This window comes from Nocardioides sp. BE266, assembly GCF_031457855.1.
Classification (GTDB): domain Bacteria; phylum Actinomycetota; class Actinomycetes; order Propionibacteriales; family Nocardioidaceae; genus Nocardioides.
This window is the reverse complement of the sequence record NZ_JAURTI010000001.1, coordinates 330,748-356,879: the sequence shown is the minus strand read 5'-3', so window position 1 is coordinate 356,879 and position 26,132 is coordinate 330,748. Positions and strand designations below refer to the sequence as shown.

At 72.5% G+C, this 26,132-nt stretch carries 26 protein-coding genes; 15 read left to right on the top strand and 11 right to left on the bottom strand.

Annotated features, from left to right (window positions below; genetic code table 11):
* Window positions 1-147: 147 nt before the first annotated feature.
* Both J2X46_RS01760 and J2X46_RS01755 read right to left on the bottom strand, forming a co-directional pair.
* Complete coding sequence (locus J2X46_RS01760) at window positions 148-792, bottom strand: response regulator transcription factor (protein ID WP_310246134.1); 645 nt, start codon at window positions 790-792, stop codon at window positions 148-150.
* On the bottom strand, window positions 789-1,754 hold the full coding sequence (locus J2X46_RS01755) for a sensor histidine kinase (protein WP_310246133.1): 966 nt from the start codon (window positions 1,752-1,754) through the stop codon (window positions 789-791). The genes J2X46_RS01760 and J2X46_RS01755 overlap by 4 nt, the downstream gene beginning before the upstream one ends.
* An 86-nt stretch (window positions 1,755-1,840) precedes the next feature.
* Between J2X46_RS01755 and J2X46_RS01750 the strand changes: the two genes are divergently transcribed.
* From J2X46_RS01750 to J2X46_RS01710, 9 genes are all read left to right on the top strand, one after another.
* A complete protein-coding gene (locus J2X46_RS01750; protein WP_310246132.1) occupies window positions 1,841-2,389 on the top strand; it encodes an SPFH domain-containing protein in 549 nt (182 codons plus the stop codon).
* Window positions 2,386-2,811 (top strand): TrkA C-terminal domain-containing protein, encoded by a 426-nt coding sequence (locus J2X46_RS01745; protein WP_310246129.1) that lies wholly within the window; start codon window positions 2,386-2,388, stop codon window positions 2,809-2,811. The genes J2X46_RS01750 and J2X46_RS01745 overlap by 4 nt, the downstream gene beginning before the upstream one ends.
* A complete protein-coding gene (locus J2X46_RS01740) occupies window positions 2,808-4,100 on the top strand; it encodes an ArsB/NhaD family transporter (protein ID WP_310246127.1) in 1,293 nt (430 codons plus the stop codon). Before J2X46_RS01745 ends, J2X46_RS01740 begins: the two co-directional genes overlap by 4 nt.
* A 34-nt stretch (window positions 4,101-4,134) precedes the next feature.
* Entirely contained in the window at window positions 4,135-4,863 is a 729-nt protein-coding gene (locus J2X46_RS01735) for an SDR family oxidoreductase (RefSeq protein ID WP_310246126.1), read from the top strand.
* Between the two features lie 92 nt (window positions 4,864-4,955).
* Complete coding sequence (locus J2X46_RS01730; protein ID WP_310246123.1) at window positions 4,956-5,891, top strand: carbamate kinase; 936 nt, start codon at window positions 4,956-4,958, stop codon at window positions 5,889-5,891.
* Window positions 5,892-5,916: 25 nt separating this feature from the next.
* Window positions 5,917-7,023 carry a ring-opening amidohydrolase gene (locus tag J2X46_RS01725; RefSeq protein ID WP_310246121.1) on the top strand — a complete coding sequence of 369 codons (1,107 nt, stop codon included), beginning with the start codon at window positions 5,917-5,919 and terminating at the stop codon, window positions 7,021-7,023.
* A gap of 94 nt (window positions 7,024-7,117) precedes the next feature.
* Window positions 7,118-7,588, top strand: coding sequence for a nucleotidyltransferase domain-containing protein (locus tag J2X46_RS01720; protein WP_310246118.1), 471 nt, complete (start codon window positions 7,118-7,120; stop codon window positions 7,586-7,588).
* Between the two features lie 40 nt (window positions 7,589-7,628).
* Window positions 7,629-10,862, top strand: coding sequence for an ATP-dependent DNA helicase (locus J2X46_RS01715; RefSeq protein WP_310246117.1), 3,234 nt, complete (start codon window positions 7,629-7,631; stop codon window positions 10,860-10,862).
* Window positions 10,859-14,080: an ATP-dependent DNA helicase gene (locus J2X46_RS01710; protein ID WP_310246116.1), complete on the top strand. Its 3,222-nt coding sequence runs from the start codon at window positions 10,859-10,861 to the stop codon at window positions 14,078-14,080. Before J2X46_RS01715 ends, J2X46_RS01710 begins: the two co-directional genes overlap by 4 nt.
* A 244-nt stretch (window positions 14,081-14,324) precedes the next feature.
* Here the strand turns inward: J2X46_RS01710 and deoD are convergent, their stop codons facing one another.
* The gene (gene deoD, locus J2X46_RS01705; RefSeq protein WP_310246114.1) at window positions 14,325-15,035 is read right to left on the bottom strand and encodes a purine-nucleoside phosphorylase; all 711 of its coding nucleotides are present in this window, start codon (window positions 15,033-15,035) and stop codon (window positions 14,325-14,327) included.
* A 44-nt stretch (window positions 15,036-15,079) separates the two neighbouring features.
* Between deoD and nudC the strand changes: the two genes are divergently transcribed.
* The gene (gene nudC / locus J2X46_RS01700) at window positions 15,080-16,003 is read left to right on the top strand and encodes an NAD(+) diphosphatase (RefSeq protein WP_310246111.1); all 924 of its coding nucleotides are present in this window, start codon (window positions 15,080-15,082) and stop codon (window positions 16,001-16,003) included.
* Window positions 16,004-16,006: 3 nt separating this feature from the next.
* Here nudC and J2X46_RS01695 read toward each other — a convergent pair whose 3' ends face one another.
* Both J2X46_RS01695 and J2X46_RS01690 read right to left on the bottom strand, forming a co-directional pair.
* The gene (locus tag J2X46_RS01695; RefSeq protein ID WP_310246109.1) at window positions 16,007-16,468 is read right to left on the bottom strand and encodes a hypothetical protein; all 462 of its coding nucleotides are present in this window, start codon (window positions 16,466-16,468) and stop codon (window positions 16,007-16,009) included.
* A gap of 43 nt (window positions 16,469-16,511) precedes the next feature.
* Entirely contained in the window at window positions 16,512-16,742 is a 231-nt protein-coding gene (locus tag J2X46_RS01690) for a mycoredoxin (protein ID WP_310246107.1), read from the bottom strand.
* 159 nt (window positions 16,743-16,901) lie between these two features.
* Between J2X46_RS01690 and J2X46_RS01685 the strand changes: the two genes are divergently transcribed.
* The 5 genes from J2X46_RS01685 (at window position 16,902) to J2X46_RS01665 (ending at window position 20,334) form a co-directional block, all read left to right on the top strand.
* Window positions 16,902-18,980, top strand: a complete 2,079-nt coding sequence (locus tag J2X46_RS01685) for an ATP-dependent DNA helicase UvrD2 (protein WP_310246105.1) — start codon at window positions 16,902-16,904, stop codon at window positions 18,978-18,980.
* A 118-nt stretch (window positions 18,981-19,098) separates the two neighbouring features.
* On the top strand, window positions 19,099-19,281 hold the full coding sequence (locus J2X46_RS01680) for a hypothetical protein (RefSeq protein ID WP_310246102.1): 183 nt from the start codon (window positions 19,099-19,101) through the stop codon (window positions 19,279-19,281).
* A 124-nt stretch (window positions 19,282-19,405) separates the two neighbouring features.
* On the top strand, window positions 19,406-19,756 hold the full coding sequence (locus J2X46_RS01675; protein ID WP_310246101.1) for a WhiB family transcriptional regulator: 351 nt from the start codon (window positions 19,406-19,408) through the stop codon (window positions 19,754-19,756).
* Window positions 19,757-19,841: 85 nt separating this feature from the next.
* Complete coding sequence (locus tag J2X46_RS01670) at window positions 19,842-20,036, top strand: hypothetical protein (protein WP_310246099.1); 195 nt, start codon at window positions 19,842-19,844, stop codon at window positions 20,034-20,036.
* A 130-nt stretch (window positions 20,037-20,166) separates the two neighbouring features.
* Window positions 20,167-20,334: a hypothetical protein gene (locus tag J2X46_RS01665; RefSeq protein WP_310246098.1), complete on the top strand. Its 168-nt coding sequence runs from the start codon at window positions 20,167-20,169 to the stop codon at window positions 20,332-20,334.
* Between the two features lie 7 nt (window positions 20,335-20,341).
* On the opposite strand, the gene J2X46_RS01660 is transcribed toward J2X46_RS01665, so the two are convergent.
* The 6 genes from J2X46_RS01660 to J2X46_RS01635 are packed head-to-tail and all read right to left on the bottom strand — an operon-like array spanning window position 20,342 to window position 26,132.
* Entirely contained in the window at window positions 20,342-20,842 is a 501-nt protein-coding gene (locus tag J2X46_RS01660; RefSeq protein ID WP_310246097.1) for a hypothetical protein, read from the bottom strand.
* 53 nt (window positions 20,843-20,895) lie between these two features.
* On the bottom strand, window positions 20,896-21,345 hold the full coding sequence (locus tag J2X46_RS01655) for a thioesterase family protein (protein WP_310246095.1): 450 nt from the start codon (window positions 21,343-21,345) through the stop codon (window positions 20,896-20,898).
* Window positions 21,342-22,280 carry a 3-hydroxyacyl-CoA dehydrogenase NAD-binding domain-containing protein gene (locus tag J2X46_RS01650; protein WP_310246093.1) on the bottom strand — a complete coding sequence of 313 codons (939 nt, stop codon included), beginning with the start codon at window positions 22,278-22,280 and terminating at the stop codon, window positions 21,342-21,344. Before J2X46_RS01650 ends, J2X46_RS01655 begins: the two co-directional genes overlap by 4 nt.
* 1 nt (window position 22,281) lies before the next feature.
* On the bottom strand, window positions 22,282-23,169 hold the full coding sequence (locus J2X46_RS01645; protein ID WP_310246091.1) for a 3-keto-5-aminohexanoate cleavage protein: 888 nt from the start codon (window positions 23,167-23,169) through the stop codon (window positions 22,282-22,284).
* A 26-nt stretch (window positions 23,170-23,195) separates the two neighbouring features.
* Window positions 23,196-24,326, bottom strand: coding sequence for a serine hydrolase domain-containing protein (locus J2X46_RS01640; RefSeq protein ID WP_310246088.1), 1,131 nt, complete (start codon window positions 24,324-24,326; stop codon window positions 23,196-23,198).
* A gap of 6 nt (window positions 24,327-24,332) precedes the next feature.
* Entirely contained in the window at window positions 24,333-26,132 is a 1,800-nt protein-coding gene (locus J2X46_RS01635) for an ABC transporter ATP-binding protein (RefSeq protein ID WP_310246086.1), read from the bottom strand.

Below are 26,132 nucleotides of genomic sequence, written 5' to 3'. Positions count from 1 at the left end.
AAGTTCATCGGGGTCCACGCTCAGCCTCCGTCTGCGTGCGATGGACTTCCACCCGAGTGCGTGGAAGTTCATCGGGGTCCACGCTCAGCCCCCGCCTGCGCGCCCTGAACTTCCACCCGAGTGCGTGGAAGTTCATCGGAGAGCGAGCTAGGGCTCGATCAGCCCCGCCCGGATGGCGTACCTCGTCAGCTCGACGCGGTCCCGCATCCCGAGCTTGCCGAGGATGTTGGCCCGGTGTCCCTCGACCGTCTTGAGCGCGATGTGGAGGTCACGGGCGATCTCGCGCGACGAGCGGCCCTCGGCGATCAGCTTGATCACCTGGTCCTCGCGCGCGGTGAGCACCGACGTCGGCACCCGCTCGCCGCGGCGGAGCCGGTCGAGGTAGTCGCGCACGAGCGTGCTCTCGGCGCCGGGGTAGAGGAACGTCTCGCCGCGCATCGCCGAGCGGCAGGCTCCGACGAGGTCCTCGTCGGCCACGGACTTGAGGACGTATCCGCTGGCACCGGCCTTGAGGGCGCCGAAGAAGTACTGCTCGTTGTCGTGCATGGAGAGCATCAGGATCTTGGGCGGGTCGCGACGCTGGGCGATCTCGGCGGCGGCCTGCAGCCCGGTCATCCGCGGCATCGCGATGTCGAGCACGACGAGGTCGACCTGGGTGTCGCGCACGCGCTGCACCGCCTCGGCGCCGTCGGCCGCCTCCGCGACGACCGACAGGTCAGCCTCCTGCTCGAGGATCAGCCGCACGCCGCGGCGGACGAGGGTGTGGTCGTCGGCCAGCAGGATCCGGATCACGACTCGACTCCCACCGGCACCTTGAGGCGCACCGTCGTACCGTGCCGAGGCCGGCTGATCACCGACAGCTCGGCGCGCACCAGGGCCGCGCGCTCGCGCATGCCCATCAGCCCGGACCCCTCGGCGAGCCCGTCGAAGCCACGCCCGTCGTCGCGCACCTCCAGCACGACGCTGTCGCCGAGCTTCTGGAGCGACAGCTCGACCTCCTGCGCGTCGGCGTGCCGTGCGGCGTTGGTCAGCGCCTCCTGGGCGACGCGGTAGACCACGACCTCGGCCTCGGCGCTCAGCGGCGGCAGCCCCGGCGCGAACGACCGCCGTACGGACGCCGCACTGTGGTCGGCGAAGTCGGTCGCCAGCGCGGCCAGCGCGCTCGCCAGCCCGAGGTCCTCCAGCACGCCGGGACGCAGCCGCCGCGCCACCCGTCGTACGTCGTCGAGGCCGGCGCGGGCACTCTCCCGCACGGCCGCCAGCTCGGGCACGAGCGAGGCGGGCGCCTGCGACTCGACCTGCTTGAGCCCGAGCAGCACGACGGTGAGGCTCTGGCCGACCTCGTCGTGGAGCTCCTGGGCGATGCGGTGCCGCTCGGCCTCCTGCGCCGACAACGCGCGCGCGTCCCCGGCACGGCGTTCCTCGGCGAGCCGGAGCATCAGCCCGTTGACGCTCTCCGCGATGCCGCGCACCGGGCCCGAGCCCTCCTCGGGAAGACGCGTCGGGGCGAGGTTGTCGATGCCCTCGAGCCGGGTGATCAGCCGCTGCAGCGGAGCCAGCGCCCAGCGGATCAGCAGCGCGTTGGTCAGGATCATCACGACCAGCCCGAGGCCGATGACCACGAGCTCCGACGGCACCGGGTCGGCCGACACGCTCGCCGGCGAGAACACCAGCACCAGGGCCCCGACCACGAAGACCACGCCGTTGATCAGGCAGACCGTCCAGAACAACGGCAGGTGGCTGGGCAGGCGCATGCGCCCAGCCTCCCACCCGCGCGCACGTCGCCAGATGGGGTCAGGGCCCCATGTGATCGGGCGCCCGGACTCCGAAGACTCGAGGCATGCCCCCGCCGGACGAGAACACCACCACCGACCCGACCGGTGTCGCGTGGGTCGTGTGGCTCGTCATCGTCGGCCCGGGGCTGTTGTTCGTCACCTTCGCCTGCGTACGACGAGTCGGCCCGGGCGAGCTGGTGCTGGTCGTGCGCGGTGGCCGGGTCGTGCGGGCCCGGGGCAACGGCCCCGTCGCCCGCTGGCCGGGCCTCGAACGCTTCGAGCCGGTGCCCACGGGGCCGCAGGTGCTCCCGCTGGTGGTGCGCTCGCGCACCCGCGACGGCGTCGACGTGGTCGCGCTGGCCGACCTGACCATGGAGGTCCACAGCGTCCGACCGGGCTCGCGCTACGTGCCGGCCGCTGACGCCGCGCGCGTCGCCGAGGAGACCGTCGGCACGGCGGTCGAGCGGCTCGAGGTGGGCACGCTGGTCGACGAGCTGCAGTCGCTCGAGGTCGCATGGCCCGAGCAGGTCACCCGTCGGCTGCCTGCGGGCGCGGTCGCGACCGCCCTCGCCGTCACCGAGGTCGAGGCGCGCCTCACCGGTGGCGCCGCGTGAGCACGCCGTACCTCCTCGAGGTGGCCGTCTCGGTCGCCCTGCTCGCCTCGGCGATCGGCTTCGCGATCGGGCTGGCGATCGGCCGCGGCCGCCAGCCGCGCTGGCAGGAGAAGGGCAGCTTCGTGCACAAGGTCTCCATCGGGTTCGCCTCGCTCGACCGGCTCGACGCGGTGATGCTGCGGTTCGAGGTCGAGCCGGGCTCGCGGCTGTCCGGGGTCGAGATCGGTGAGCTCCGGCTGCCGGACGGCTCGGGCGTCTCGCTGGTCACCCGCGGCACGCAGGTCATCGTCCCCGAGGCGCGCGACGTGCTGCGCACCGGCGACCAGGTGCTCGTCGTCGCCGCCCTCGGGCAGGTCACCTTGGTCGAGGAGCGGCTCCGGTCGATCAGCCGCTACGGCCGCCTCGCGGGGTGGGCCGCGTGATCCTCACCTCCGCCGCCCTGGCGGTCTTCATCGTCAGCTATGCCCTCATCGCGACCGAGCGTGTGCACCGCGTCGCCGCCGCCCTCGGCGGTGTCGCCGGCATGGTCGTCATCGGCCTCGTCGACGCCGAGACCGCGTTCTTCGAGGAGCACACCGGCGTCGACTGGAACGTCATCTTCCTACTCTTCGGGATGATGATCATCGTCGGTGTGCTCAAGCAGACCGGGCTCTTCGAGTTCCTCGCGCTGTGGGCGGCCAAGAAGTCCGGCGGGCACCCCTACAAGCTGCTGGTGCTGCTCGTCCTCGTCGGCGCCGCGGTGGCGCCGATCCTCGACAACGTCACCTGCGTGCTGCTGGTCGCCCCGGTCACGCTGTCGGTCTGCCGCAGGCTCGACCTGCCGTCGGCGCCGTACCTCATCTCGCTCATCCTCGCCTCCAACATCGGCGGGATGTCGACCCTCATCGGTGACCCGCCCAACATCATCATCGGCAGCCGCGCGGGGCTGAGCTTCGACGACTTCCTCGTGCACTCGCTGCCGCTCACGATCATCCTGCTCGTGCTCTTCGTGGTGATGGCGCGCTGGCTCTTCCGCAAGGACCTCCAGCAGATGGGCGACGTGCACGGCCTCGACGACCTGCGCCCCGCCGACGCGATCACGAACGTCCGGATGCTGCGCCGCTCGCTCGTCGTGCTGTTCCTCGTGATGATCGCCTTCAGCCTCCACACGGTGCTCCACCTCGACCCCTCGGTGGTCGCGATGATGGGGGCCGGTGCGACCGTGCTCGTCTCCCGCACCGAGCCCGAGGAGTTCCTCGAGGAAGTGGAGTGGGACACCCTCGCCTTCTTCATGGCGCTCTTCGTGCTCGTCGGGGCCCTCGTGCAGGTCGGCATCATCGGCGCGATCAGCGAGTGGGCGGCGGAGGCGATGGGGGATCGCGAGCTGCTCGGTGCCACCGCACTGCTCTTCGGCTCGGGCATCATCGGCGCCTTCGTCGACAACATCCCCTACACGACCGCGACCGTGCCGGTGGTCGAGGAGATGGTCGGCAGCACGGCCGCCAGTGGGGCCGACAGCCCGCTCTGGTGGGCCTTCGTGTTCGGCGCCGACCTCGGGGGCAACGCGACCGCGGTGGCGGCGGGCGCCAACGTCGTGGTGCTCGGCATCGCCGCCAAGGCGGGGGAGCCGATCAGCTTCTGGGGCTTCACCAAGTACGGCGTCGTGGTGACCGTCGCGACCTTGCTCGTCGCGTGGGTCTACGTCTACCTCCGCTACTTCGCGCTCGCCTGACGCGGGCCGTGCGCTCCTGCGGTAGACAGTCCCCATGCGCACCCTCGTCACCGGCGGCACCCGCGGCATCGGCGCGGCCGTCGCGCTCCGGCTCGCCGCCGACGGGCACGACCTCGTGCTGGGCTACGCCCGCGACGAGTCGGCCGCGGCGGCCACGCAAGCCCAGTGTCGCGACCTCGGGGTGGACTGCTCGACCGTGCGCGCCGACCTCACGTCGGACGCCGGCATCGACAGGCTGTTCACTGCTGCCGGTCGGCTGACGGGCGTCGTCAACAACGCGGGCGCCACCCTGCACCTCGGCCGCCTGGCGGACACCACGCCCGACGTGGTCCGCGCGACGATCGACCTCAACCTCACCGCGGCCGTGCTGGTGGCCCGCGCGGCGGTGCTCGCGATGGCGCCCTCCCGTGGCGGCGACGGGGGAGTCCTCGTGAACATCAGCTCGGGCGCCGCGACCCTGGGCTCGCCGGGGGAGTACGTCCAGTACGCCGCCGCCAAGGCCGGCGTCGACGCGCTCACCCTCGGCCTCGCCCAGGAGGTCGCCGGCGACGGCATCCGCGTGGTCGGGGTCGCGCCCGGGATCATCGACACCACCATCCACGCCGACGCGGGCGAGCCCGGACGGGTCGAGCGGGTGGGCCCGCTCGTGCCCCTCGGCCGCGCCGGGCAGGTCGAGGAGGTCGCCGCCGCCGTGGCCTGGCTGATGTCGGGCGAGGCCTCCTACGTCACCGGTACGACGCTGCGGCTGGCTGGCGGGCGATAGCGACGCTGTTGGCACACGTTGCCAACAACGGCGGCGTTCGTTGGCCGATCGTGCCGGTGGTGCGGGTGGTGTGGATCACTACGGTTGCGTCCATGAGGGTCCTGCTCGCACTCGGCGGAAACGCCATGACGAACGCCGACGGCCGGGCCCGTCCCGAGGACCAGATCGCCGCGGCGCAGGTCGCGATGGCCGCGGTCGCCGGTCTGCTGGAGCACGACCACGACGTCGTCATCACCCATGGCAACGGTCCCCAGGTCGGCAACCTCCTCGTGAAGAACGAGCTCGCCGCGGCCGTCGTACCCCCCGTCCCGCTGGACTGGTGCGGCGCCCAGACGCAGGCGACCCTCGGCAACGTGTTGATGGACGCGCTCGACCACGAGCTGGCCCTCCGCGGCGTCGATCGTCGCAGCGCCGCGCTGGTCACCCGCACGCTGGTCGACGCCGACGACGAGGGGTTCACCCGCCCCACCAAGCCGATCGGGCGACACCTGCCCGAGGCCGAGGCCCGGCTGCTGGTCGACCACGGCGAGACCTGGGAGGACCGCGGCGAGAAGGGCTGGCGCCGCGTCGTCGCCTCGCCCGAGCCGCTGGAGATCCTCGACGCACCTGCCGCGCTCGCGCTGATCGAGGCCGGTTTCGTGGTGGTCGCCGGTGGCGGTGGCGGCATCCCGCACGTACGCCGCCCCGACGGGTCGCTGACCGGCGTCGAGGCCGTCATCGACAAGGACCTCGGTGCGGCCCTCCTGGCCCGCACCACCGACGCCGACGTGCTCGTCATCGCCACCGACGTGCCCAACGCCGTCATCCGCTGGGGCACCCCCGACGCCGAGCCGCTCGGCACGGTCACCGTCGACCAGCTGCGCGCGTACGCCGCCGAGGGCCACTTCGCGTCCGGCTCGATGGGCCCCAAGGTCGACGCCGTCTGCCGCTTCGTCGAGACCACCGGCAAGCGGGGCGTCATCACCAGCCTCGACCAGATCACCGCTGCGGTCGCCGGAGACGCCGGCACCGTCGTCGTACCCGCCTGACCACCCCACTCCGGAAGGAATCCAGATGCCCAGCGCCATTGAAGTCCGCAAGGTCCCGATCCACTCCGTCGCCGACGCCTCCGAGCTGACCAAGCTCATCGACGAGGGCGCCATCGCGGCCGACCGCGTGTTCGCGATCATCGGCAAGACCGAGGGCAACGGCGGCGTCAACGACTACACCCGCATCATCGCCGACCGGGCGTTCCGCGAGGCCCTGGTCGCCCAGGGCGCCGACCCCGAGCAGGTCAAGGGCATCCCGATCGTGTGGTCCGGCGGCACCGACGGCGTGATCAGCCCCCACGCCACGATCTTCGCCACCACCGACGTGCCCGAGGACGACCCGTCGCGTGACGAGCTGCGGCTCACCGCCGGCTTCGCGATGAGCGAGGCGATCCTGCCCGAGGAGATCGGCTACACCGCGATGATCGAGAAGGTCGCCGCCGGCGTGAAGGTCGCCATGGAGCGCGCTGGCATCACCGACCCGGCCGACGTGCACTACGTGCAGACCAAGACCCCGCTGCTGACGATCCACACCATCCGCGACGCCAAGTCGCGCGGCAAGACCGTGTGGACCGAGCACACCCACGAGTCGATGGACCTCTCCAACGGCGTCACCGGCCTCGGCATCGCCGTCGCCCTCGGCGAGATCGAGATGCCGACCGACGACGACGTCATGCACAACCGCGAGCTCTACTCCTCGGTGGCCTCGTGCTCCTCGGGTGTCGAGCTCGACCAGGCCCAGATCGTGGTCGTCGGCAACGCCACGGGCGTCGGCGGCAAGTACCGCATCGGCCACTCGGTGATGAAGGACGCGCTCGACGCCGACGGCATCTGGGAGGCCATCCGATCCGCCGGCCTCGACCTGCCCGAGCGGCCGCGCACCAGCGACCTCGACGGCAAGCTGGTCAATGTCTTCCTCAAGTGCGAGGCCAGCCAGGACGGCATGGTCCGCGGTCGCCGCAACGCGATGCTCGACGACTCCGACGTGCACTGGCACCGCCAGATCAAGTCCTGCGTCGGCGGCGTCACCGCGGCCGTCACCGGCGACCCCGCGGTCTTCGTGTCGGTCTCCGCCGCCCACCAGGGCCCCGAGGGCGGCGGCCCGGTCGCCGCGATCGTCGACCTGTCCTGAACCTCGCGCCGGACGTCATGCGGACGGGGGCCAGGGGTTTCCGCCGTCCGCATGACGTTGCACGACCCCGGTCCCGCGTGATGATGGTTCGGTGATGGACGCCCAGGAGGTTCGTCGGGTGCTCGATGCGCTCGACGCCGCCGATGTCGGCCACTGCCTCGCCGGCGGGTGGGGCGTCGACGCGCTCGTCGGCGAGCAGACCCGTGAGCACCGGGACCTCGACCTCCTTGTCGACGCCGAGGACTTCGACCGTGCACGCGACGTGCTCGATCGGATGGGCTACCGGCCGGAGACCGACTGGCTGCCCGTACGGCTGGAGGTCGCGGCCGCAGGACTGCGTTGGGTCGACCTGCACCCCGTCGTGATGGACGATGACGGAAACGGCGTGCAGCAGGGCCTGGACGGGACGACGTACACGTATCCGCGCGAGGTGTTCACCTTGGGCGTGGTCGACGGGCGTCTGGTGCCGTGCGTAACGGCGGAGCTGCAGCGCGAGGTCCACCAGGGCTACGAGCTCCGGCCCCAGGACGAGCACGACCTCCGGCAGCTCGAACGGCTCGGCTAGGCGCCGAACCCGTGTCGGTGGTTCGTGATGGGGTGTCCCCATGAGCAGTACGACGACCCGCTACCGCCTGGTGGCACCCGACCGATCGGTCGTGGTGCCCGAGCTCGACGAGCACCAGCAGCGCGTGGTCGACCACGAGGGCGGGCCGCTGCTCGTCCTGGCCGGTCCGGGCACCGGCAAGACCACGACGCTCGTCGAGGCGATCGTCGACCGCATCGAGCAGCGAGGCGCCTCGCCCGACTCCGTCCTCGCGCTGACCTTCTCCCGCAAGGCCGCCGAGCAGCTGCGCGACCGCGTCACCTCGCGCGTCGCCCGCACGACGTCGGCCGCGGCCTGCTCGACGTTCCACTCCTTTGCCTACGCCCTGGTCCGGAAGTACGCCCCCCACGAGCTCTACGAGGGCGCCATCCGACTGCTGTCGGCCCCGGAGGCCGACGTCGTGCTGCGCGAGCTGCTGCGCGACAACCCTGAGTCGGTGGTGTGGCCCGAGCCGCTGCGGCGCGCGGCCGGCACGCGTGGCTTCGTGCGCGAGGTGCAGGCGGTGCTCGCCCGGGCCCGGGAGAAGGGTCTCGACCCCGCCGGCCTGCGCGGCCTCGGCATCGAGCACGACCTGCCGGAGCTGGTGGCGGCCGGGCTGTTCCTCGAGCAGTACCTCACCGTCCTCGACAACCTCGGTGCCACCGACTACTCCGACCTGATCCGGCGGGCCGTGATCGAGGCGGAGACCCACCGCGACGAGCTGCGCGCCCGCTACCGCCACGTCTTCGTGGACGAATACCAGGACACCGACCCCGGCCAGGTGGCGCTGCTCCGCGCCATCGCCGGCGACGGCCGCGACCTCACGGTGGTCGGCGACCCGCACCAGTCGATCTACGGCTTCCGCGGCGCCGACGTGCGCGGCATCCTCGACTTCCCCGCGAGCTTCCCGACCGTGTCGGGCGCGCCGGCCCCGGTGGTGGTGCTGCAGCGCACCCGGCGCTTCGGCCCGCGCATCCTGCTCGCCGCCGGTCGCGTCGCGTCCCGGCTCACGCTCACCGGCAGCATCGAGACCGAGGCCCGGGAGGCGTTCCTCGCGCCCGAGGCCGTGCCCGGTCCGCAGGGCGACGGCCGGGTCGAGGTGGTCACCTACGACACCGAGCGCGCCGAGGCCGAGCGCCTCGCCGACCTGCTGCGCCGCGCCCACCTCGAGGACGGCATCGCCTGGGACCGGATGGCCGTGCTGGTGCGCTCGGGCCGTGCCAGCATCCCGCCCCTGAGCCGCGCGCTCGCTGCCGCCGGCGTCCCGGTCGAGGTGGCCTCCGACGACCTGCCGCTGGTCCGCGACCCGGCGGTGCTGCCGCTGCTCGACGGGCTCCGGGCGGTCGTCCACCTCGATGACGACGACCCCGACTCGCCCGACTTCCTCGACCCCGGCCGCGTCGAGTCGCTGCTGCTGTCGCCGCTCGGCGGTCTCGACGCGTCCGACCTGCGCGCCCTCGTGCGGCGCCTCCGCGCCCGCGAGAAGGAGCAGGCCGATGCCAGCGAGCGTCGTACGTCGCGTGAGCTGCTGCGCCTCGCCGTGGTGACCCCCGGTTTCCTCGACGGGCTGGAGGGCCCCGACGTCGAGCGCGCCCAGGCCCTGGCCACCCTGCTGCGCGACGGCGTCCGGATGCTCGAGGACAAGGCCGGCGTCGAGGACGTGCTCTGGCACCTCTGGTCCACCACGCCGTGGCCGACCCGGCTCCGACGGCAGGTCGACGTGGGCGGCTCCTCGGCGCGCCGAGCCCACCGTGACCTCGACGCCGTGGTGGCGCTCTTCGAGCTCGCCGCGCGAGCCGTCGACCAGCGCGACCACGTCGGCGTGGCGACGTTCTTCGCCAGCCTCGTCGCCCAGCAGCTGCCCGCCGACACGCTCGCCGAGCGCGGGGTCCGCGGCTCCGCGGTCCGCCTGCTCACCGCCCACCGCTCCAAGGGCCTCGAGTGGGACCTCGTCGTCGTCGCCCACGTCCAGCAGGAGGTGTGGCCCGACCTGCGCAGGCGGGCGACGCTGCTCGGTGCCGATCGCATCGGCGTCGACGCCTCGGGGATGCCCGACCTCGTCCCGCCTGTCACCACCCGGGCGCTGCTGATGGAGGAGCGCCGCCTCTTCTACGTCGCCTGCACCCGCGCCCGGCGCCGCCTCGTGGTGAGCGCCGTGCGCTCGCCCGACGACGACGGCGAGCAACCATCGCGCTTCCTCGAGGAGCTCGGCCTGACGATCGACCACCAGGACGGTCGCCCGCCGCGCCCGCTGTCGCTGGGCGGGCTCGTCGCCGAGCTGCGTCGCACCGCCGCCGACCCCGAGGTCTCGACGCCGCTGCGCGAGGCCGCAGCCCGGCGCCTGGCAGCGCTCGCCGCCGAGGAGGTCGACGGCCGCCAGCTGGTGCCCACCGCCGACCCGTCCACGTGGTGGGGCACCCGCAGCGCGTCCCGCTCGATCGAGCCGATCCGAGACCCGGAGCGGCCGGTGCCGATCTCGGCCAGCATGCTCGAGTCGATCCTCATCTGCCCGGCCCAGTGGTTCTTCGAGCGCGAGGCCGGCGGGGTCTCCGCGGTGCACCAGTCGGCCAACCTCGGTCAGGTGCTCCACGCCCTCGCCGAGCGCGTGGCCAGCGGCGACCTGCCCGCCGAGGTCGACCCGCTGATGGCCGAGGTCGAGGCGATCTGGGACCGCCTCGCCTTCCGCACGCCGTGGTCGCGCCAGCGCGAGCTGGCCCGGATCCGCAAGGCCGTCGGCCGGTTCGTCCAGTGGCACCTCGCCAACCCGCGCAGCATCCTCGGCGCCGAGACACGCTTCCGGTCCGTCGTCGACGTCGACGGCCGCCCCGTCGCCCTCACCGGCTACGCCGACCGCCTCGAGGTCGACGACGCCGGACGCGTGGTCGTCGTCGACTTCAAGAGCGCTCGCGTGGCGCCGTCCGGCCCCGCCGTGGCCGGCAACCTCCAGCTCGCCCTCTACCAGTACGCCGTCGACGCCGGCGCCCTCGACGAGGAGGCCGGCCGCTCGGTGTCGTCCGGTGGGGCCGAGCTGGTCCAGCTCGGCATCGACGACGACTCCACGACCGCCAAGGTGCAGGCCCAGCCGGTCCACGGCGACGACGGCCCCGAGCGCACCGTGCTTCGTGCCGGCCTGTCCCGGGCCGCCGAGCTGGTGCGCGCCGAGACCTTCCCGGCGACCGCCGGTCCCCACTGCCGCGACTGCCCGTTCGTCGCCATCTGCCCGGCCAAGGGCGCAGGGAGCGTGACCGTCCAGTGACCGAGGTCGCCTTCCAGCCGGTCCGGCTCGACACCCCCGAGGACCTCCGCGCCCTCATGGGTGCCGAGCACGCACCCAGCGACGAGCAGTGGGCCGCCATCACGTCCCCGCTGCGCCCGACCGTCGTGGTCGCGGGCGCGGGCAGCGGCAAGACCACCCTGATGGCCCAGCGGGTGGTCTGGCTCGTCGCCACCGGCAAGGTGCGGCCCGAGGAAGTGCTCGGCCTGACCTTCACCACCAAGGCCGCCGCCGAGCTGCGCCACCGCGTCACGGCGGCGCTGGGCAACGCCGGACTGCTGGACCGCTCGGTCGTCGCCGAGGGCGAGGACGTCCTCGAGCCCACCGTCGCGACCTACCACGCCTACGCCGCCGCCCTGCTGACCGACCACGGCCTCCGCATCGGCCACGAGCCCGACACGCGGGTCGTCTCCGACGCCTCGCGCTACCAGCTCGGCGCCCGCGTCATCGAGCGGTTCACCGGCCACATCGAGCTGCTCACCGACCACCCCGCGACCGCCATCCAGAACCTCCTCGCCCTCGACGGCGCGATGAGCGAGCACCTCGTCGACGAGGCCGACGTGCGCCGCATCGACGACGAGGCCCGCCGCGGGTTCGAGCGGGCGATCGAGGAGGAGCAGGTCGGCAAGGGCCGCAAGACCTACCTCGACCCGCCGGCCAAGGCGATCCACGCCATCGACCGCCGGGCCGAGCTGCTCCAGCTGGTCTCCGGCTACCGCCGGCTCAAGGCCGACCTCGGGCTGATGGACTTCGGCGACCAGATCGCGCTGGCGGCCCGGCTGGTCGACGACCAGCCGGAGGTCGGCGAGCTCGAGCGGGCGCGCTTCAAGGTCGTGCTCCTGGATGAATACCAGGACACCTCGGTCGCCCAGGCCACCATGCTCGCCCGGCTCTTCTCCGGGCCCGACGACGACCACGGCCTCGGCCACCCGGTCATGGCGGTGGGCGACCCCAACCAGGCGATCTACGGCTGGCGGGGCGCCTCGGTCTCCAACATCCTCAACTTCGCCGGCACCTTCCCGGCCGCCGACGGCGAGCCCGGCCGGCTGCCGCTGACGGTCAACCGACGCTCCGACCGCCGGATCCTCGACGTCGCCAACCGGCTGGCCGAGCCGCTGCTGGCGGCCTACGGCGACAAGGTCGCCCGGCTGCGCGCCGCCGAGATCGCGCAGGACGGCATCGTCGAGACCCACGTGTTCGAGCGGGCGATCGACGAGCTCGCGTGGCTCGCCGACTCCGTCAAGGACGTCCACGCCTCCGGCACGCCGTGGTCCGACGTCGGCGTGCTCAGCCGCGACAACGCCCAGGCCGAGGAGGTCTACGACACCCTCACCTCCGCCGGCATCCCCGTGGAGATCGTCGGCCTCTCCGGCCTGATCCGGCTGCCCGAGGTGGCCGAGGTGGTCGCCACGCTCACGCTCCTCCACGACGTCACGGCCAACTCCTCGATGCTGACCCTGCTCACCGGCCCCCGCTGGGCGATCGGGCCGCGCGACCTGCGGCTGCTCGCGCTGCGGGCGGCGGAGGTCGCCGGCGTACGGACGCGGGCGGAGGCGGCGACGGTCGCCGACCAGCTGCTGCAGATCGCCGACGGCATCGACGCCTCGGAGCTCCCGGCGCTCAGCGACGCCGTGGAGTCGCCGGGCGAGGCGTCGTACTCAGCCGAGGCGCTCGACCGGTTCGCCCTCCTCGCCACCGAGCTGCGCCGGCTGCGCACCCACGTCGGCGACCCGCTGCTCGACATCGTGCGCCGGATCATCGACACCACCGGCGTCGACGTCGAGCTCGCGTCGGCGACCTCGCCCGCCGCCGCCGCGCGGCGCGACAACCTCGACCTGTTCGTGAAGGCGGTCGCGGAGTTCCAGAGCGTCGACGGCGACGTCACCCTGCCGGCGCTGCTGGCCTACCTCACCGCCGAGGACGACCAGGGCAACGGCCTCGACGTCGCCACGCCGACCGCTGCCGACTCGGTCAAGCTGCTCACCGTCCACCGCGCCAAGGGGCTCGAGTGGTCGTCGGTGTTCTGCGTCGGCGTGGGGGAGACCCGGTTCCCGAGCAACCGCTCGCGTACGCTCTGGACGTCCTCGCCGGCCGTGCTGCCGGCGCCGCTGCGGGGCGACCGCATCGACCAGCCGCAGCTCGTGGGCCACGACAAGGCCGCCCTCGACGCCTACCGCGCCGCGACCAAGGCGCACGACGCCGAGGAGGAGCTGCGCCTGGGCTACGTCGCCTACACCCGCGCTGCCCACCACCTCTCCGTGACGTCCTACGTCTGGGGCCAGCGGTCCACGCCGTTCGGGCCGTCCGACTACCAGCGCGTGGTGCGCGAGCAGCTCGAGGAGTGGGGCCAGCCGGTCGAGCACTGGCTGGAGAAGCCCGAGGGCAAGTCGCCCAACCCGAACGACGACGTCGATCCCTCCCGCCCCTGGCCGGTGCCCGGGCCGGGGAAGGAGGCCGCCCGCCGGCTGGCCGCCGCCGAGCTGGTGCGCAGCGTCGACCGGACCGCGCCGGACGAAGGCCTCGACATGGTCGAGGCGGCCCGTGTGGCGGAGTGGGACGACGACCTCGTCCAGCTCCTCACCGAGGCCCGTTCCGAGCGCGCGACGTCCGTCGACCTCCCGCTGCCCAGCAGCCTGTCCGCGACCTCGGTCGCCCGGCTGCGTGACGACCCCGAGGGCTTCGCCCGCGACCTGGCCCGCCCGATGCCGCGTCCGCCCGCGCCCGCCGCGCGCTTCGGCACCGCCTTCCATGCCTGGGTGGAGGAGCGGTTCGGGCAGCAGGCGCTGATCGAGCCCGACGAGCTGCCCGGTCGCGCCGACGCCGGCATCGACGACGAGGCCGACCTCGGCGACGTGGTCAAGCGGTTCGAGGACGGCCCGTTCGCCGAGCGCGTCCCGCACGCCGTCGAGGCCCCCTTCGCCCTCGTCCTCGCCGGCCAGGTCGTCCGCGGCCGCATCGACGCGGTCTACGCCGAGCCCGCCGACTCAGGTGGCGGCTACCTCGTCGTCGACTGGAAGACCAGCCGCCACGAGACCTCCGACCCGCTCCAGCTCGCCCTCTACCGCCTCGCCTGGTCCGAGCTCACCGGCACGCCCCTCGACCAGGTCCGCGCGGTCTTCCACTACGTCCGCTCCGGCCGCACGGTCGAGCCGAAGGACCTCCCCGACCGCGCCGCCCTCGAGGACCTCTTCGCCCTCTGACCACTCGTCGACACGAGCGGTGGTCCACCCACATTCCGAGCCCGCGGAATGTGGCTCCGCCACCGCCACCGGAGTGTCGTACGACGACACGCGGGCGAGCGGTGGTCCACCCACATTCCGAACCCGCAGAAGGTGGCTCACCCACCGCCACCGGAGTGTCGTACGACGACACGCATGCGAGCGGTGGTCCACCCACATTCCGAGCCTCGGAAATGGAGGTGGACCACCGCCCAACCGGGAGAAGTCAGCGGAGCGCGGCGGTGAGCGCGATCTCGACCATCTCGCCGAAGGTCTGTTCGCGCTCCTGGGAGGTGGTCTCCTCGCCGGTGACGATGTGGTCGGAGACGGTGCAGATCGCGAGGGCGCGGCGGCCGTACTTCGCGGCGAGCGTGTAGAGCGCGCTCGCCTCCATCTCGACGCCGAGGACGCCGTACTTCACCATCTCGCCGAGCAGCTCGGGGCGGGCGGCGTAGAAGGAGTCGCTGGAGAAGATCAGCCCGACGTGGAAGGGCGAGCCGCCGTCGCGCGACTCCGCTGCCTCGACCGCGCCGCGGAGCAGCCCGAAGTCGGCGACGGGTGCGTAGTCGATGCCGTGGAAGGCGATCCGGTTCATCGCGGAGTCGGTGCACGCGCCGGAGGCGATGATGACGTCGCGGATGCCGACCGCCTCGGTCACCGCGCCGCACGAGCCGACCCGGACGATCGACTGGACGTCGTACTCGCGGAACAGCTCGTTGACGTAGATCGCCATCGACGGCTGGCCCATGCCGGAGCCCTGGACGGAGACCGGCTGGCCCTGCCAGATGCCCGTGAAGCCGTACATCCCGCGCACCTCGCTGTAGCAGCGGGCGTCGTCGAGGAAGGTCTCCGCGATCCACCTCGCGCGCAGCGGGTCGCCGGGCAGCAGGACGGTCGGGGCGATGTCGCCGGGCTGGGCGCCGATGTGGGTGCTCACAGGCGCAGACGTTACCGACTCGGCGACCGGCTAGCGTGATTCTCGTGACCAGCGATCGCACCCTCCCGCACGTCGCCCTCTCCCGCCACGCGCACAACCGGCTCGGCCTCCGGAGGACCGACGAGGAGTGGCTCGCAGCAGTACGACGCGACCCCGCGACGCGCGTGCTCGTGGTGGCCGGCAACCGGCTCCGCCCGGTGGACGGCGAGGTCCGGTGGAGCAGCCCCGACGAGGCACCCGACGGCACGCTCGTGCTGCTCGGGGACCGTGACGAGGTCGTGCACCTCGCGGTCATCGTCGCCCCCGAGGACGCGCCCGGCGACCCCGAGGAGTGGATCCCACTGCGCGGGGTGCTCGGCCTGCTGACCGACGACGCGGCCGACCAGGCGCCGCTGCTGATGCACGCCATCGGCCTGGCCGAGTGGCACCACGCCACCCGCTTCTGCCCGCGCTGCGGCGGAGACCTCGTGAGCCGGGCCGCCGGCCACGAGCTGCGCTGCACGCAGTGCGACCGCGCGCAGTTCCCGCGCACCGACCCGGCGGTGATCATGGCGATCACCCACGGCGAGGGCGACGACGAGACGATCCTGCTGGGCCGCAACGTAGCCTGGCCCGCGGGCCGCTGGTCGACGCTCGCCGGCTTCTGCGAGCCGGGGGAGACCCTCGAGGACGCCGTACGACGCGAGGTGGACGAGGAGGTCGGCGTCCGGGTGGGCGAGGTGTCCTACTTCGGCAGCCAGCCGTGGCCGCTGCCCGCGAGCCTGATGCTGGGCTTCACCGGCAAGGCCCTCACGACCGAGATCGACGTCGACGGCGCGGAGATCGAGGAGGCGCGCTGGTGGACGCGCGCCGAGTTCGAGGCGGCCGGACGCTCCGGGGAGCTCGTCGTGCCGCGGGGCATCTCGATCTCGTCGTCGCTCATCGAGAGCTGGTTCGGCCGCCCGCTCGACGGCCCGGGCTGGGACTGAGCCTCAGGCGCAGTTGTCGCAGATGCCCGTCGCGGGCAGCGCGAGGTAGCACGTGGGGCACAGGTTGACCGGCTTGTCGGTCGCGGCGACGCGGGTGGGACGCGGAGTGCCGGTGCTGCGCGGGGACCGGGTCGACGTCGACGACGCGCGCGGCGTGCGCGCGCGGGTGCCCGGCACCCGCTCGGACGGCGGGGAGTCGTCGCGGATGTCGAAGCCCAGCCGGGTCAGGTGCTTGCTGGCACCGGCCGAGCCGCCGGGGATGTCCTGGGGCGAGAGCGTGCGACCCGTCGCCAGGCCGTGGGCGATGCCGGCGATCGCGGCAGCGTCGTACTCCTTGCCGTGGTGGAGCAGCACGTGCGTCGAGACGCCACCGCGGACCAGCATGTAGTTGGCTCCGCCTGCGAGGTCCCAGGTCTCCATCGCGGTGAGGACGTGGTCACGGTCGATCGAGTTCAGCAGCGACACGGCAGCAGGCTAACCCCGGCAGGTGAACACGTGGACGGCAGCCTCACGCAAGTGCGGCCAGCTTGTCCTTGACCTGCGCCACCGACGGGTTGGTCAGCGTGCTGCCGTCGGCGAAGAGCAGGGTCGGCACGGTCTGGTTGCCGCCGTTGGCCTGCTCGACGGTGAACGCCGCCTCGGGCTCCTGCTCGATGTCGACGATGGAGAAGCCGATGCCCTCCCGGTCGAGCTGGCTCTTCAGGCGGTGGCAGTAGCCACACCAGGGGGTGGTGAACATCGTGAACTGGCTCTCTGGCATGTCCCGCACAACCGCGCCCGTCCCGCTGGCATTCCCGCCCTCCACAGGTACGACGACCAGCCGGGGCAGGCTGTCGGCCGCGGCGTCTAGGGTGGCGCTCGCCAGCCCAGCCCACCCCCGACCCTGCAGGAGCCGACGTTGCTCGAAGCGCTCGATCCCGAGCAGCGACAGGTCGCCGAGGCCCTCCGCGGCCCGGTGCGCGTGCTCGCGGGCGCCGGCACGGGCAAGACCCGGGCGATCACCCATCGCATCGCCCACGGCGTCGCCACCGGGGTCTATGCGCCGACCGAGGTGCTGGCCCTGTCCTTCACCACGCGCGCGGCGGGGGAGATGCGCGAGCGGCTCCGCTCGCTCGGTGCGCCGGGCGTCCAGGCGCGCACGTTCCACTCCGCGGCGCTGCGCCAGCTGAGGTTCTTCTGGCCGCGGGTGCACAACCGCGAGCTCCCCGAGCTGACCGAGTCCAAGCTGGGCATGCTCGCCCTGGCCGCCCGGCGCCAGCGCCTGGGCGTCGACCAGGCCACCCTGCGCGACTTGGCCAGTGAGATCGAGTGGGCCAAGGTCTCCAACGTCGCCCCCGACACCTATCCGACCGTCGCGGCGTCCCGCGGCCGCGCCGTCTCGGGGCTCGACCCAGCAGTGGTCGCGCGGGCGTTCGACTCCTACGAGGAGGTCAAGCGCGACCAGGGCCGGATGGACATGGAGGACGTGCTCCTCTTCGCAGCCGGGCTGCTCGCCGACAACGAGGCCGTCGCCGCCCAGGTGCGTCGGCAGTACAAGTGGTTCGTCGTCGACGAGTTCCAGGACGTCTCGCCGCTCCAGCAGGCGCTGCTCGACCTCTGGCTGGGCGGCCGCGACGAGCTCTGCGTGGTCGGCGACCCCGCCCAGACGATCTACTCCTTCGCCGGCGCCGACGCGCGCTACCTCCGCGACTTCACCCAGAAGTTCCCCAGCGCCACGAGCGTCGAGCTGGTCCGCAACTATCGCTCAACCCCCGAGGTCGTCGCCGGCGCCAACAAGCTGCTGGCCGGCACGGCCAGCAAGGGCGTCGACCTCGTCGCCCAGCGGAGTGCCGGTGCCGCGATCTCGTTCCGCGAGGCCCCCGACGAGGTGGCCGAGGCCGACGCCGTCGCCGAGCGGGTCGCCGAGCTGCGGTCGTCCGGCACCCCGGCGAGCCGGATGGCCGTGCTGCTCCGGATCAACGCGCAGTCCGAGCGCTTCGAGGAGGCGCTGGCCGCGCGCGGCATCCCCTACGTCATCCGTGGTGCCGCTCGTTTCTTCGACCGGGCCGAGGTGCGGCAGGCGATCACGCTGGTCCGTGGCGCGGCCCGCAGCGGCGAGGCCTCCGGACCGGTCGCCGGGTCCGTCGAGGCGGTGCTGTCGCAGATGGGCCACTCCACGCAGCCGCCCGAGGGCAGGGGAGAGGTCCGCAACCGCTGGGAGTCCCTCCAGGCGCTTGTCGACCTGGCGAGCGACTTCGGCCGCGAGCACCCCGACGCCGACCTCGGCGCGTTCGTCGACGACCTCGACCGCCGGGCCGGCGAGCAGCACGCGCCGGTCGCCGACGCCGTCACCGTCGCCACCATCCACTCGGCCAAGGGCCTGGAGTGGGACGCCGTCTTCGTGGCCGGCATGCACGAGAAGATGATGCCGATCGCGCAGGCCCAGACGCCCGCCGAGGTCGAGGAGGAGCGCCGCCTCCTCTACGTCGCGATGACCCGCGCACGCGACGAGCTCGCCGTCTCCTGGGCGACCGCCCGCGAGCCCGGCGGCCGCGTGACCCGCGGCAGCTCGCCGTTCCTGGCACCGCTGCTCGACGGCGTGCCCGGCGTGTCCGCGCAGCGGCGCGAGCGCAGCAAGCGCAACCGCGCCGCGATGCACTGCCGCGAGTGCGGCAAGGCGCTGTCGAACTCACGCGAGAAGAAGACCGGCCGCTGCGCCGACTGCCCGGCGTCCTACGACGAGGCGCTGTTCGAGCGGCTGCGCGAGTGGCGCCTGGCCCGGGCCTCGGCCGACGGCGTCCCGGCCTTCGTGGTCTTCACCGACGCGACCCTCCAGCTCATCGCCGAGCACGTGCCGAAGGACGACCGCGGACTGCGCGCGATCAGTGGCGTGGGCCCCAGCAAGCTGACCAAGTACGGCGACGAGGTGCTCGCCGTGGTCGCCGGAACAGCCGTCCAGGAGGCCCTCGACGGAACTTCTGAAAAGAAATCCGAGTAATACCCACAAAATCGTTTGCCCCTGACGTCGGTCAGGGTTTAGCGTTCCTCTCACAACAACCCGCGCATGGGATCGCTGACAACGATCCGCGCCCGATGCCCCGAAGGAGGTGGCCCTCATGGAGAACTACACGAAGACGATGACGGCGTGGACGCCGTCCTTCGGCATGTCCATCCTCGGCCGCCCCTGCGCGCACCTTCGCGCCTTCGGTCCCGCCGTGGTGGCTGTCCAGGGCGACGCCGCCATCGTTCGCATCAAGGGCGATTTCCCGGGTTCACCTGCCTGGAGTCCGTCGACATAGGTCATTCACCTAGATCGGCAGCCTCCAGGCCGCGGAACCCACACCGGGATCCGCGGCCTTTCTGTTTGTCCAACACCGAGTTTCACAAAACCCGCGATCAGGTCAACGAGTAGGAGGTGAACACATGACCATCAGCGTTCTCGACCGCAACCGAGCTGCCGGCAAGACCGAGATGGAGGCCCAGGCCCCCCTCGGAGCACTGCACGACGCAGCTGCCGGAGTGGATGAGGAGTTGCTGCCCTGCCGCGTCAACGACGCAGAGCTGTGGTTTGCCGAGTCCCCCGCGGACGTGGAGCACGCCAAGGCCCTCTGCATCGACTGCCCGGTGCAGGCGCTGTGCCTCGACGGAGCCCTCGAGCGGCGTGAGCCGTGGGGCGTCTGGGGAGGCGAGCTCTTCCTCCAGGGCGTGGTGATCCCGCGCAAGCGGCCGCGAGGCCGGCCCCGCAAGTCCGACCAGACCGTCCAGGTCGCCTAGGTCGGGCAGCACCCAGCAGGACGGGGCCGCCGAGAGGCGTCACCGCGAACTCATCCCTCCAAGGAAACACAGGAAATACACCTCCATGAAGACCTACCGAAACGGAAGCAACGACATGAATCTCATGCATGAAGAACTCGCACGCGCGCAAATGACCGCGCGCCTGGGAGAGGCGCACGAACTGCGGCGCGGCCACCGGTTGGCCGTGGCCCGTCGTATGAGCCGCAAGGCCGAGCAGGCCGCGCAGCAGGCGCGTCTCGCCCTCGCTCGCGCGATCTGACGAACTCCCTCCTCGGAGGGCTCTCGCCCTGATCGCGGGTGAGCACCACACGAGCCGGTACGGCGTCACCGAGACGTCGTACCGGCTCGTATGCATGTCGGCCCGCGGTCGCCAGGGCTACGCTCGTGACGTGAGCGAGCTTGTCACCTGCGCCTTCTGCGGCACGCAGGCACCCGAGGCCGAGACCCTGACGTGGACGACCGCCGTCGAGCGGGGCCGCAAGCAGGCGTTCTGCGACACGTGCTCGCGCGACAACCTCCGGGCGATGGAGAGCAAGCTCGACAGCGAGTGGTGGTAGCCCGCCGTCAGGCGGTGTCGAACCACGCGCACCCGCAGTAGGGGTGGCGCTCCCACCGGCGCGACGGCGGCAGCGGCTCGTCGCCGAGCGACCACGAGGTGAGCCAGGTGTACGGCGTCTCGCCGCGCGCCCAGCGCGCGAGGTCCCGCGCGCACGTGCCGGCGGCCAGGGCGAGGAGTGGAGGCGGCAGGTGGCCGGGACGGCTGCGGCTGCCGTCGTCGAGCACCGCGGCGGCCACGCACCGGGCGCACGGCCCGACTCCGGGTGCCGCCCACGGGCCGACGTCGACCGCCCACGGCCACACCGCGACCAGCAGGTGGGGGAGCGAGGACACCGTCCAGTCGTCGAGCGTCGCCGACACCAACCGGCCGGGGGTGACCGCGACCCCCACCGGGGCCCCCGCGTCGACGGCCACGCCGGCCACCGCCAGCGCTGCCGTGACCGGGCGTTGCCACTCGTCGGGGCAGTCGAGCTGGGCGCGTAGGAGCGGGTGGGGCCGACCGGTCATGACGCCACGCTGCCACCGCGCGCAGGGGCGTGGTGGGCTCTCCACAGCCTTCTTCAGCGCGAGCCGAGCGGCCGGATCCGTCCGCTGGCCTCCTCGGGAGGGTCGACGACCAACGAGCGGGCCAATGCGGCGACGTCGTCGGGGAACGGCGCCGATCCCCGGCCCACCACGTGGACCCCGAGCACCTCCTCGGTGGCGCGCAGCCGGCCGTCGACCCACATCTCGTGCCAGATCCACAGCAGCTTGCCGGTCGCGCCGATGACCGACGAGCGCACCTCGAGGTCGGCGCCGGCCGAGACCTCGTCGAGGTAGCGGACGTGTGCCTCGACCGTGTAGAGGGAGGCGTCGTTGGCCGCTCGGTAGTCGGGACCGATGCCGACGGCGTCCATCACGTTGTCGGTCGCGTGCCCGAAGACCAGCACGTAGTAGGGCTCGGAGAGGTGGCCGTTGTAGTCGATCCACGCCTCCTGGACGGGCTCGCGCCAGGTGAGCGGTTCGCTCATGCCCGGCCCAGCGCGCGCAGGACCGCGACGACGCCGCGGTCGCGCTCGGCGACCAGGTCGTCGATGCTGCGCCCGTCGGCCTCGCGCTCGCACCCGTCCACGACGGCGTCCCGCAGCTCCGGGGTCAGCTCGGCCGCGACCAGGCGGGTCCAGGGGGAGAGCAGCGAGGGCCCGAAGTGGTCGAGCATGTGGGCCATCCCGCCCTGCCCCCCGGCGAGGTGGAAGGTCAGCATCGGGCCGAAGACCGGCCACCGCAGGCCGGGCCCGTCGGTGATGGAGAGGTCGATCTGCTCGACCGTCGCCTCACCGGCCGCGACCATGTGCAGCGCCTCGCGCCACAGCGCCTCCTGCAGCCGGTTGGCGATGAAGCCCGGGACCTCGTGGTTCATCGTGATGACAGACTTGCCGGCGAGCTTGAAGAACTCCGAGGTCCACTCGACCACCTCGGCCGAGGTGCTCGTGCCGCCCACGACCTCGACGAGCGGGATGAGGTACGGCGGGTTGAACGGGTGGCCGACCACGGTGCGGTCGGGGTGCGCGCACTTGTCCTGCATCTCGCTCATGCCGTAGCCCGAGGTGGACGAGGAGATCACCACGCCGTCGGGGGTCGCGGCGTCGATGTCGGCGAGCAGCGTGCGCTTGAGCTCGAGGTCCTCCGGGGCGCTCTCCTGGACGAAGTCGGCCTGCGCGCACGCCTTCGCGAGGTCCGGCTCGAAGGCCAGGTTGTCCATGCTCGCGCCCTCGGCGAGGCCGAGCTCGGTCAGTGCGGGCCACGCCGCGCGGACGAGGTGCCGCAGCCGCTCCTCGCCGTCGGGCGCGGGGTCCCACGCCACGACGTCGTACCCGCGGGCGAGGAAGTAGGCCACCCAGCCGCCACCGATGACGCCGGCACCGACGCACACCACGGTGCGTACGTCGGCAGGTGCGGGGCGCACGTCAGGACCGACCCTTCAGCTGGAGGATCTCGCGACCCTCGTCGGGGGTGGCGACCTTGGCTCCCATGGACTCCACGATCGTGCGGGCCCGCTCGACGAGCTGCGCGTTGGTCGCCTTGACGCCCTTGGCGAGGTAGAGGTTGTCCTCGAGCCCGACCCGGACGTGCCCGCCGAGCAGGACCGACTGCGCGACCCACGGCATCTGCATCGGGCCGAGCGCGAACGACGCCCAGACCGCGTCCTCGGGCAGCTGCTGCACCATCGCCATGAGGGTCATCGGGTCCGCGGGCGCGCCGTAGGGGATGCCCATGCAGAGCTGGTACATCGCCGGAGCGTCGATCAGGCCCTCCTCGACCAGGGTCCTGGCGAACCACAGGTGGCCGGTGTCGAAGATCTCCATCTCGCAGCGGACGCCGAGCTCCTGGATCTTCTTCGCGCCCTCGCGCAGCATGTCGGGGGTGCTGACGTAGACCAGGCTGCCCTCGCCGAAGTTCAGGCTGCCGCAGTCGAGGGTGCAGATGTCGGGCAGCAGCTCCTCCACGTGGGGGAGCCGGTCGACCCCGCGGACCAGGTCGGTGCCGTCGAGGAAGGTCGTCGGGTCGGCCGGGTCGAGGACGAGGTCGCCGCCCATGCCCGCGGTCGTGTTGATGATGACGTCGACGTCGGACGCGCGGATGCGCTCGACGACCTCGCGGTAGAGCGCCACGTCGCGCGAGCCCACGCCGGTCTCGGGATCGCGGACGTGGATGTGCACGATCGTCGCACCTGAGCGAGCCGCGGCGATGCCGGACTCGGCGATCTGCTCCGGTGTGACCGGCACGTGCTCGGACCGGCCGACGGTGTCGCCGGCTCCGGTGAGGGCACAGGTGATCATCACGTTGCGGTTCACGGGTCTTGCTCCTTCACTGGGTGGGGTCAGGGCGTCGGGTCAGAGGTGGCGAACAGGTCGAGCAGGGCGTGCAGGCCGAGGTAGCTGAGGTCGCGCGCCTGGCGGTCGACGAGGAAGTCGTCGTAGGGCCAGAGCGAGGTCTTGACCACCACGGCACCGGTGCTGCGGTCGGCGGCGGCGAGCTGGCCGCGGCTCCCGTCGGCGGTGAGCCGGTCGCCGGCCGGGTCGAGGGGCCACCAGTGCAGTCCGAAGCCGGCGTGGGTGGTGATGGAGCTCGGCAGCCGCCCCGGGGCCAGGAAGGGGTACGCCGGTCGCGCGGCGGCCTCGACCCACGCGGGGTCGAGCATTCGACGGCCACGGTCGTCGGTGCCGTCGACCGCCAGGAGCGCGATCCGGGCCCAGTCACGCGTCGTGGCGGCGAGCCCACCGCCGGCGAGCGCGACGCCGCGACCGTCGACGGCGACGGCGGCCTCGTGGGTGCACCCGAGGTCGGCCCACAGGCGGGCCACGTCGTCGGCGTACGAGCGACCCGTGGCACGCTCGCGCACCCAGTCGAGGACCTGCGAGTCGGCGGTGCAGTAGCTCCATCGGGTGCCGGGCTCCGCGCCGGGTCGCACCTCGAGCAGCAGGGCTCGCGATTCGCCGTCGGGGAAGCAGCCGAGCAGCCGGGACGCCGCGCTCGCGGGGTCGCGGTGGTCCTCGACCCAGTCGACGCCGCTGGTCATGGTGAGCACGTCACGCACGGTCGCCGTGGACCAGCCGGTGCCGGCGAGCTCGTCGACGTGGTCGGTCACGAGGTCATCGAGACCGAGTGCACCGTCGGTGCACGCCCGCCCGACGAGGTGGGCGAGCACGGACTTGGTCATCGACGCCCCGAGGAAGAGGGTGTCGGCGCCCAGCCCGTCGGCGTACCACTCGTGCACGAGGCGGCCGCCGTCGAGCACGAGCAGCGACGTCGTCCAGGTCGCGTCCCGCCACTCCTCGAGGGAGTGCGAGCGCCCGGCGCCGGCGACCTCGACGGCCAGCGGGCGCGGCGCTGCCGCCAGGCCGCGCGGGTCACCGGCCGGCACCACGGCGTGGCGCCACCCCGGCTGCCGCTGGGGGTCGATGAACGACAGGGTCGAGAGCCGGGACCCCGCGATGGAGGCGGTGGGCATGGTGGCCTAGTCGATCCTCGGGCTGTTGCTCAGCAGCGTGCGCGTGTAGTCCTCGCGCGGCGTGTCCATCACCGTGACGACCGACCCGGACTCGACGACCCGCCCGGCCTGGAGGATCTGCACGCCGGCGGCGATCGAGCGCACGAGCGCCAGGTTGTGGGTCACGAAGAGCATGCTGATGCCCCGCGAGAGGCGCAGGCCCTCGAGCAGCTCGACGATCGACCCCTGCACCGACACGTCGAGCGCGGAGGTGATCTCGTCGCAGATCATCACGTCGGGCTCGGCGGCCAGGGCTCGGGCGATGGCGACGCGTTGCCGCTCGCCACCGGAGAGCCGGCTGGCCTGGTAGTGCAGCATCTGCGGGCCGAGGGCGACCTGGTCCATCAGCTCCACGACCCGCTCGGTGGCCTCCTTGCCCTTGGCCAGCCCGAAGAGCTCCATCGGGCGCTTGACGATCTGCTCGATCGTGAGGCGCGGGTTCAGCGAGAGGTAGGGGTTCTGGAAGATGTACTGCATCCGGCGCCGGTCCTCGGCGCTGCGCTTGCGGGCGCTGGTGGCCAGCTCGCGCCCCTCGAAGGTGATCGTGCCCGTCCAGTCCTTGTGCAGGCCGCCGACCGAGCGCGAGATGGTGGTCTTGCCGCTGCCGGACTCGCCGACGAGCGCCACCACCTCGCCCTTGGCGAGGTCGAAGGACACGTCGTGCACGACGTGCTTGCGGCCGTAGAAGACGTCGAGACCGTCGACGGACAGGATCACCTCGCGCTCGCGGTCGGGGTCGGCGTCGGGGACGGTGCCGATGTTGATGTCCCAGGTGCCGATCTCGCCGACCCGGTGGCAGCGGACCTCGTGCTCGGGCGCGATCGTGCGCAGCTCGGGCACCTCGGAACGGCACCGGTCGACGACGAAGGCGCACCGGTCGTTGAAGCGGCAGCCCCCCGGGCGGCGGCCGGGCGACGGCGTACGACCCGGGATGCCCTTGAGGGCACGCGCCTGGCTCAGGTGCGGGATCGAGTCGAGGAGCGCGCGCGTGTAGGGGTGCGACGGGTTGGCGAAGATCGTGTCGCGGGGACCGAGCTCGGCCACCTGGCCGGCGTACATCACGGCGACGCGGTCGGCGATGTTGGCGACGACGGCGAGGTCGTGGGTGACGTAGAGCGCGCTGACGCCGTGGGTGCGGCAGAGCTCGGCCATCGTGTCGAGCACCATCTTCTGCGTGGTGACGTCGAGGCCGGTGGTCGGCTCGTCGAGGACGAGCACCTTCGGCTTGGGCAGGAAGGCCATCGCGAGGGCGACGCGCTGCACCTGGCCGCCGGAGAGCTGGTGGGCGTAGCGCTTGAGGAACTCGTCGTCGCTCGGCAGCCCGACCTCCTCGAGGCCGGCGCGGGCCGCGGCGAGCCGGGACTCGCTCGTGCCGATGCCGCGCAGCTGCTGGAGCTCGACGAGCTGCTTGCCGATCCGGATGCTCGGGTTGAGCGCGGAGGCCGGGTCCTGCGGGACGTAGGCGATCTCCTCGCCGCGCAGCTTGCGGACCTCCTTCCACGGCAGCTGGAGCACGTCGCGGTCCTCGAGCAGCACCTTGCCCGAGGAGATGTGGGCGCCGGCGCGGGAGTAGTTCAGCAGCGAGGTGCCGACGGTGGTCTTGCCGGAGCCGGACTCGCCGACCAGGCCGACGATCTCGCCGGGCTTGAGCACCAGGTCGATGTCGTCGACGACGTCGACCTCGGAGCCGGTCAGGCTGACGCCGAGGTCCTCGATGATGAGGCCGCTCGTCCGGCGTACCTGGTGGCCGCTCTCGGTGGCGGTCAT

Coding starts and splice junctions, on each gene's coding strand:
- J2X46_RS01755 (WP_310246133.1), bottom strand. CDS start 1,754: ATGCGCCTGCCCAGCCACCTGCCGTTGTTCTGGACGGTCTGCCTGATC.
- J2X46_RS01750 (WP_310246132.1), top strand. CDS start 1,841: ATGCCCCCGCCGGACGAGAACACCACCACCGACCCGACCGGTGTCGCG.
- J2X46_RS01735 (WP_310246126.1), top strand. CDS start 4,135: ATGCGCACCCTCGTCACCGGCGGCACCCGCGGCATCGGCGCGGCCGTC.
- J2X46_RS01730 (WP_310246123.1), top strand. CDS start 4,956: ATGAGGGTCCTGCTCGCACTCGGCGGAAACGCCATGACGAACGCCGAC.
- J2X46_RS01725 (WP_310246121.1), top strand. CDS start 5,917: ATGCCCAGCGCCATTGAAGTCCGCAAGGTCCCGATCCACTCCGTCGCC.
- J2X46_RS01720 (WP_310246118.1), top strand. CDS start 7,118: ATGGACGCCCAGGAGGTTCGTCGGGTGCTCGATGCGCTCGACGCCGCC.
- J2X46_RS01715 (WP_310246117.1), top strand. CDS start 7,629: ATGAGCAGTACGACGACCCGCTACCGCCTGGTGGCACCCGACCGATCG.
- J2X46_RS01690 (WP_310246107.1), bottom strand. CDS start 16,742: ATGTTCACCACCCCCTGGTGTGGCTACTGCCACCGCCTGAAGAGCCAG.
- J2X46_RS01680 (WP_310246102.1), top strand. CDS start 19,099: ATGGAGAACTACACGAAGACGATGACGGCGTGGACGCCGTCCTTCGGC.
- J2X46_RS01675 (WP_310246101.1), top strand. CDS start 19,406: ATGACCATCAGCGTTCTCGACCGCAACCGAGCTGCCGGCAAGACCGAG.
- J2X46_RS01670 (WP_310246099.1), top strand. CDS start 19,842: ATGAAGACCTACCGAAACGGAAGCAACGACATGAATCTCATGCATGAA.
- J2X46_RS01660 (WP_310246097.1), bottom strand. CDS start 20,842: ATGACCGGTCGGCCCCACCCGCTCCTACGCGCCCAGCTCGACTGCCCC.
- J2X46_RS01655 (WP_310246095.1), bottom strand. CDS start 21,345: ATGAGCGAACCGCTCACCTGGCGCGAGCCCGTCCAGGAGGCGTGGATC.
- J2X46_RS01640 (WP_310246088.1), bottom strand. CDS start 24,326: ATGCCCACCGCCTCCATCGCGGGGTCCCGGCTCTCGACCCTGTCGTTC.
- J2X46_RS01635 (WP_310246086.1), bottom strand. CDS start 26,132: ATGACCGCCACCGAGAGCGGCCACCAGGTACGCCGGACGAGCGGCCTC.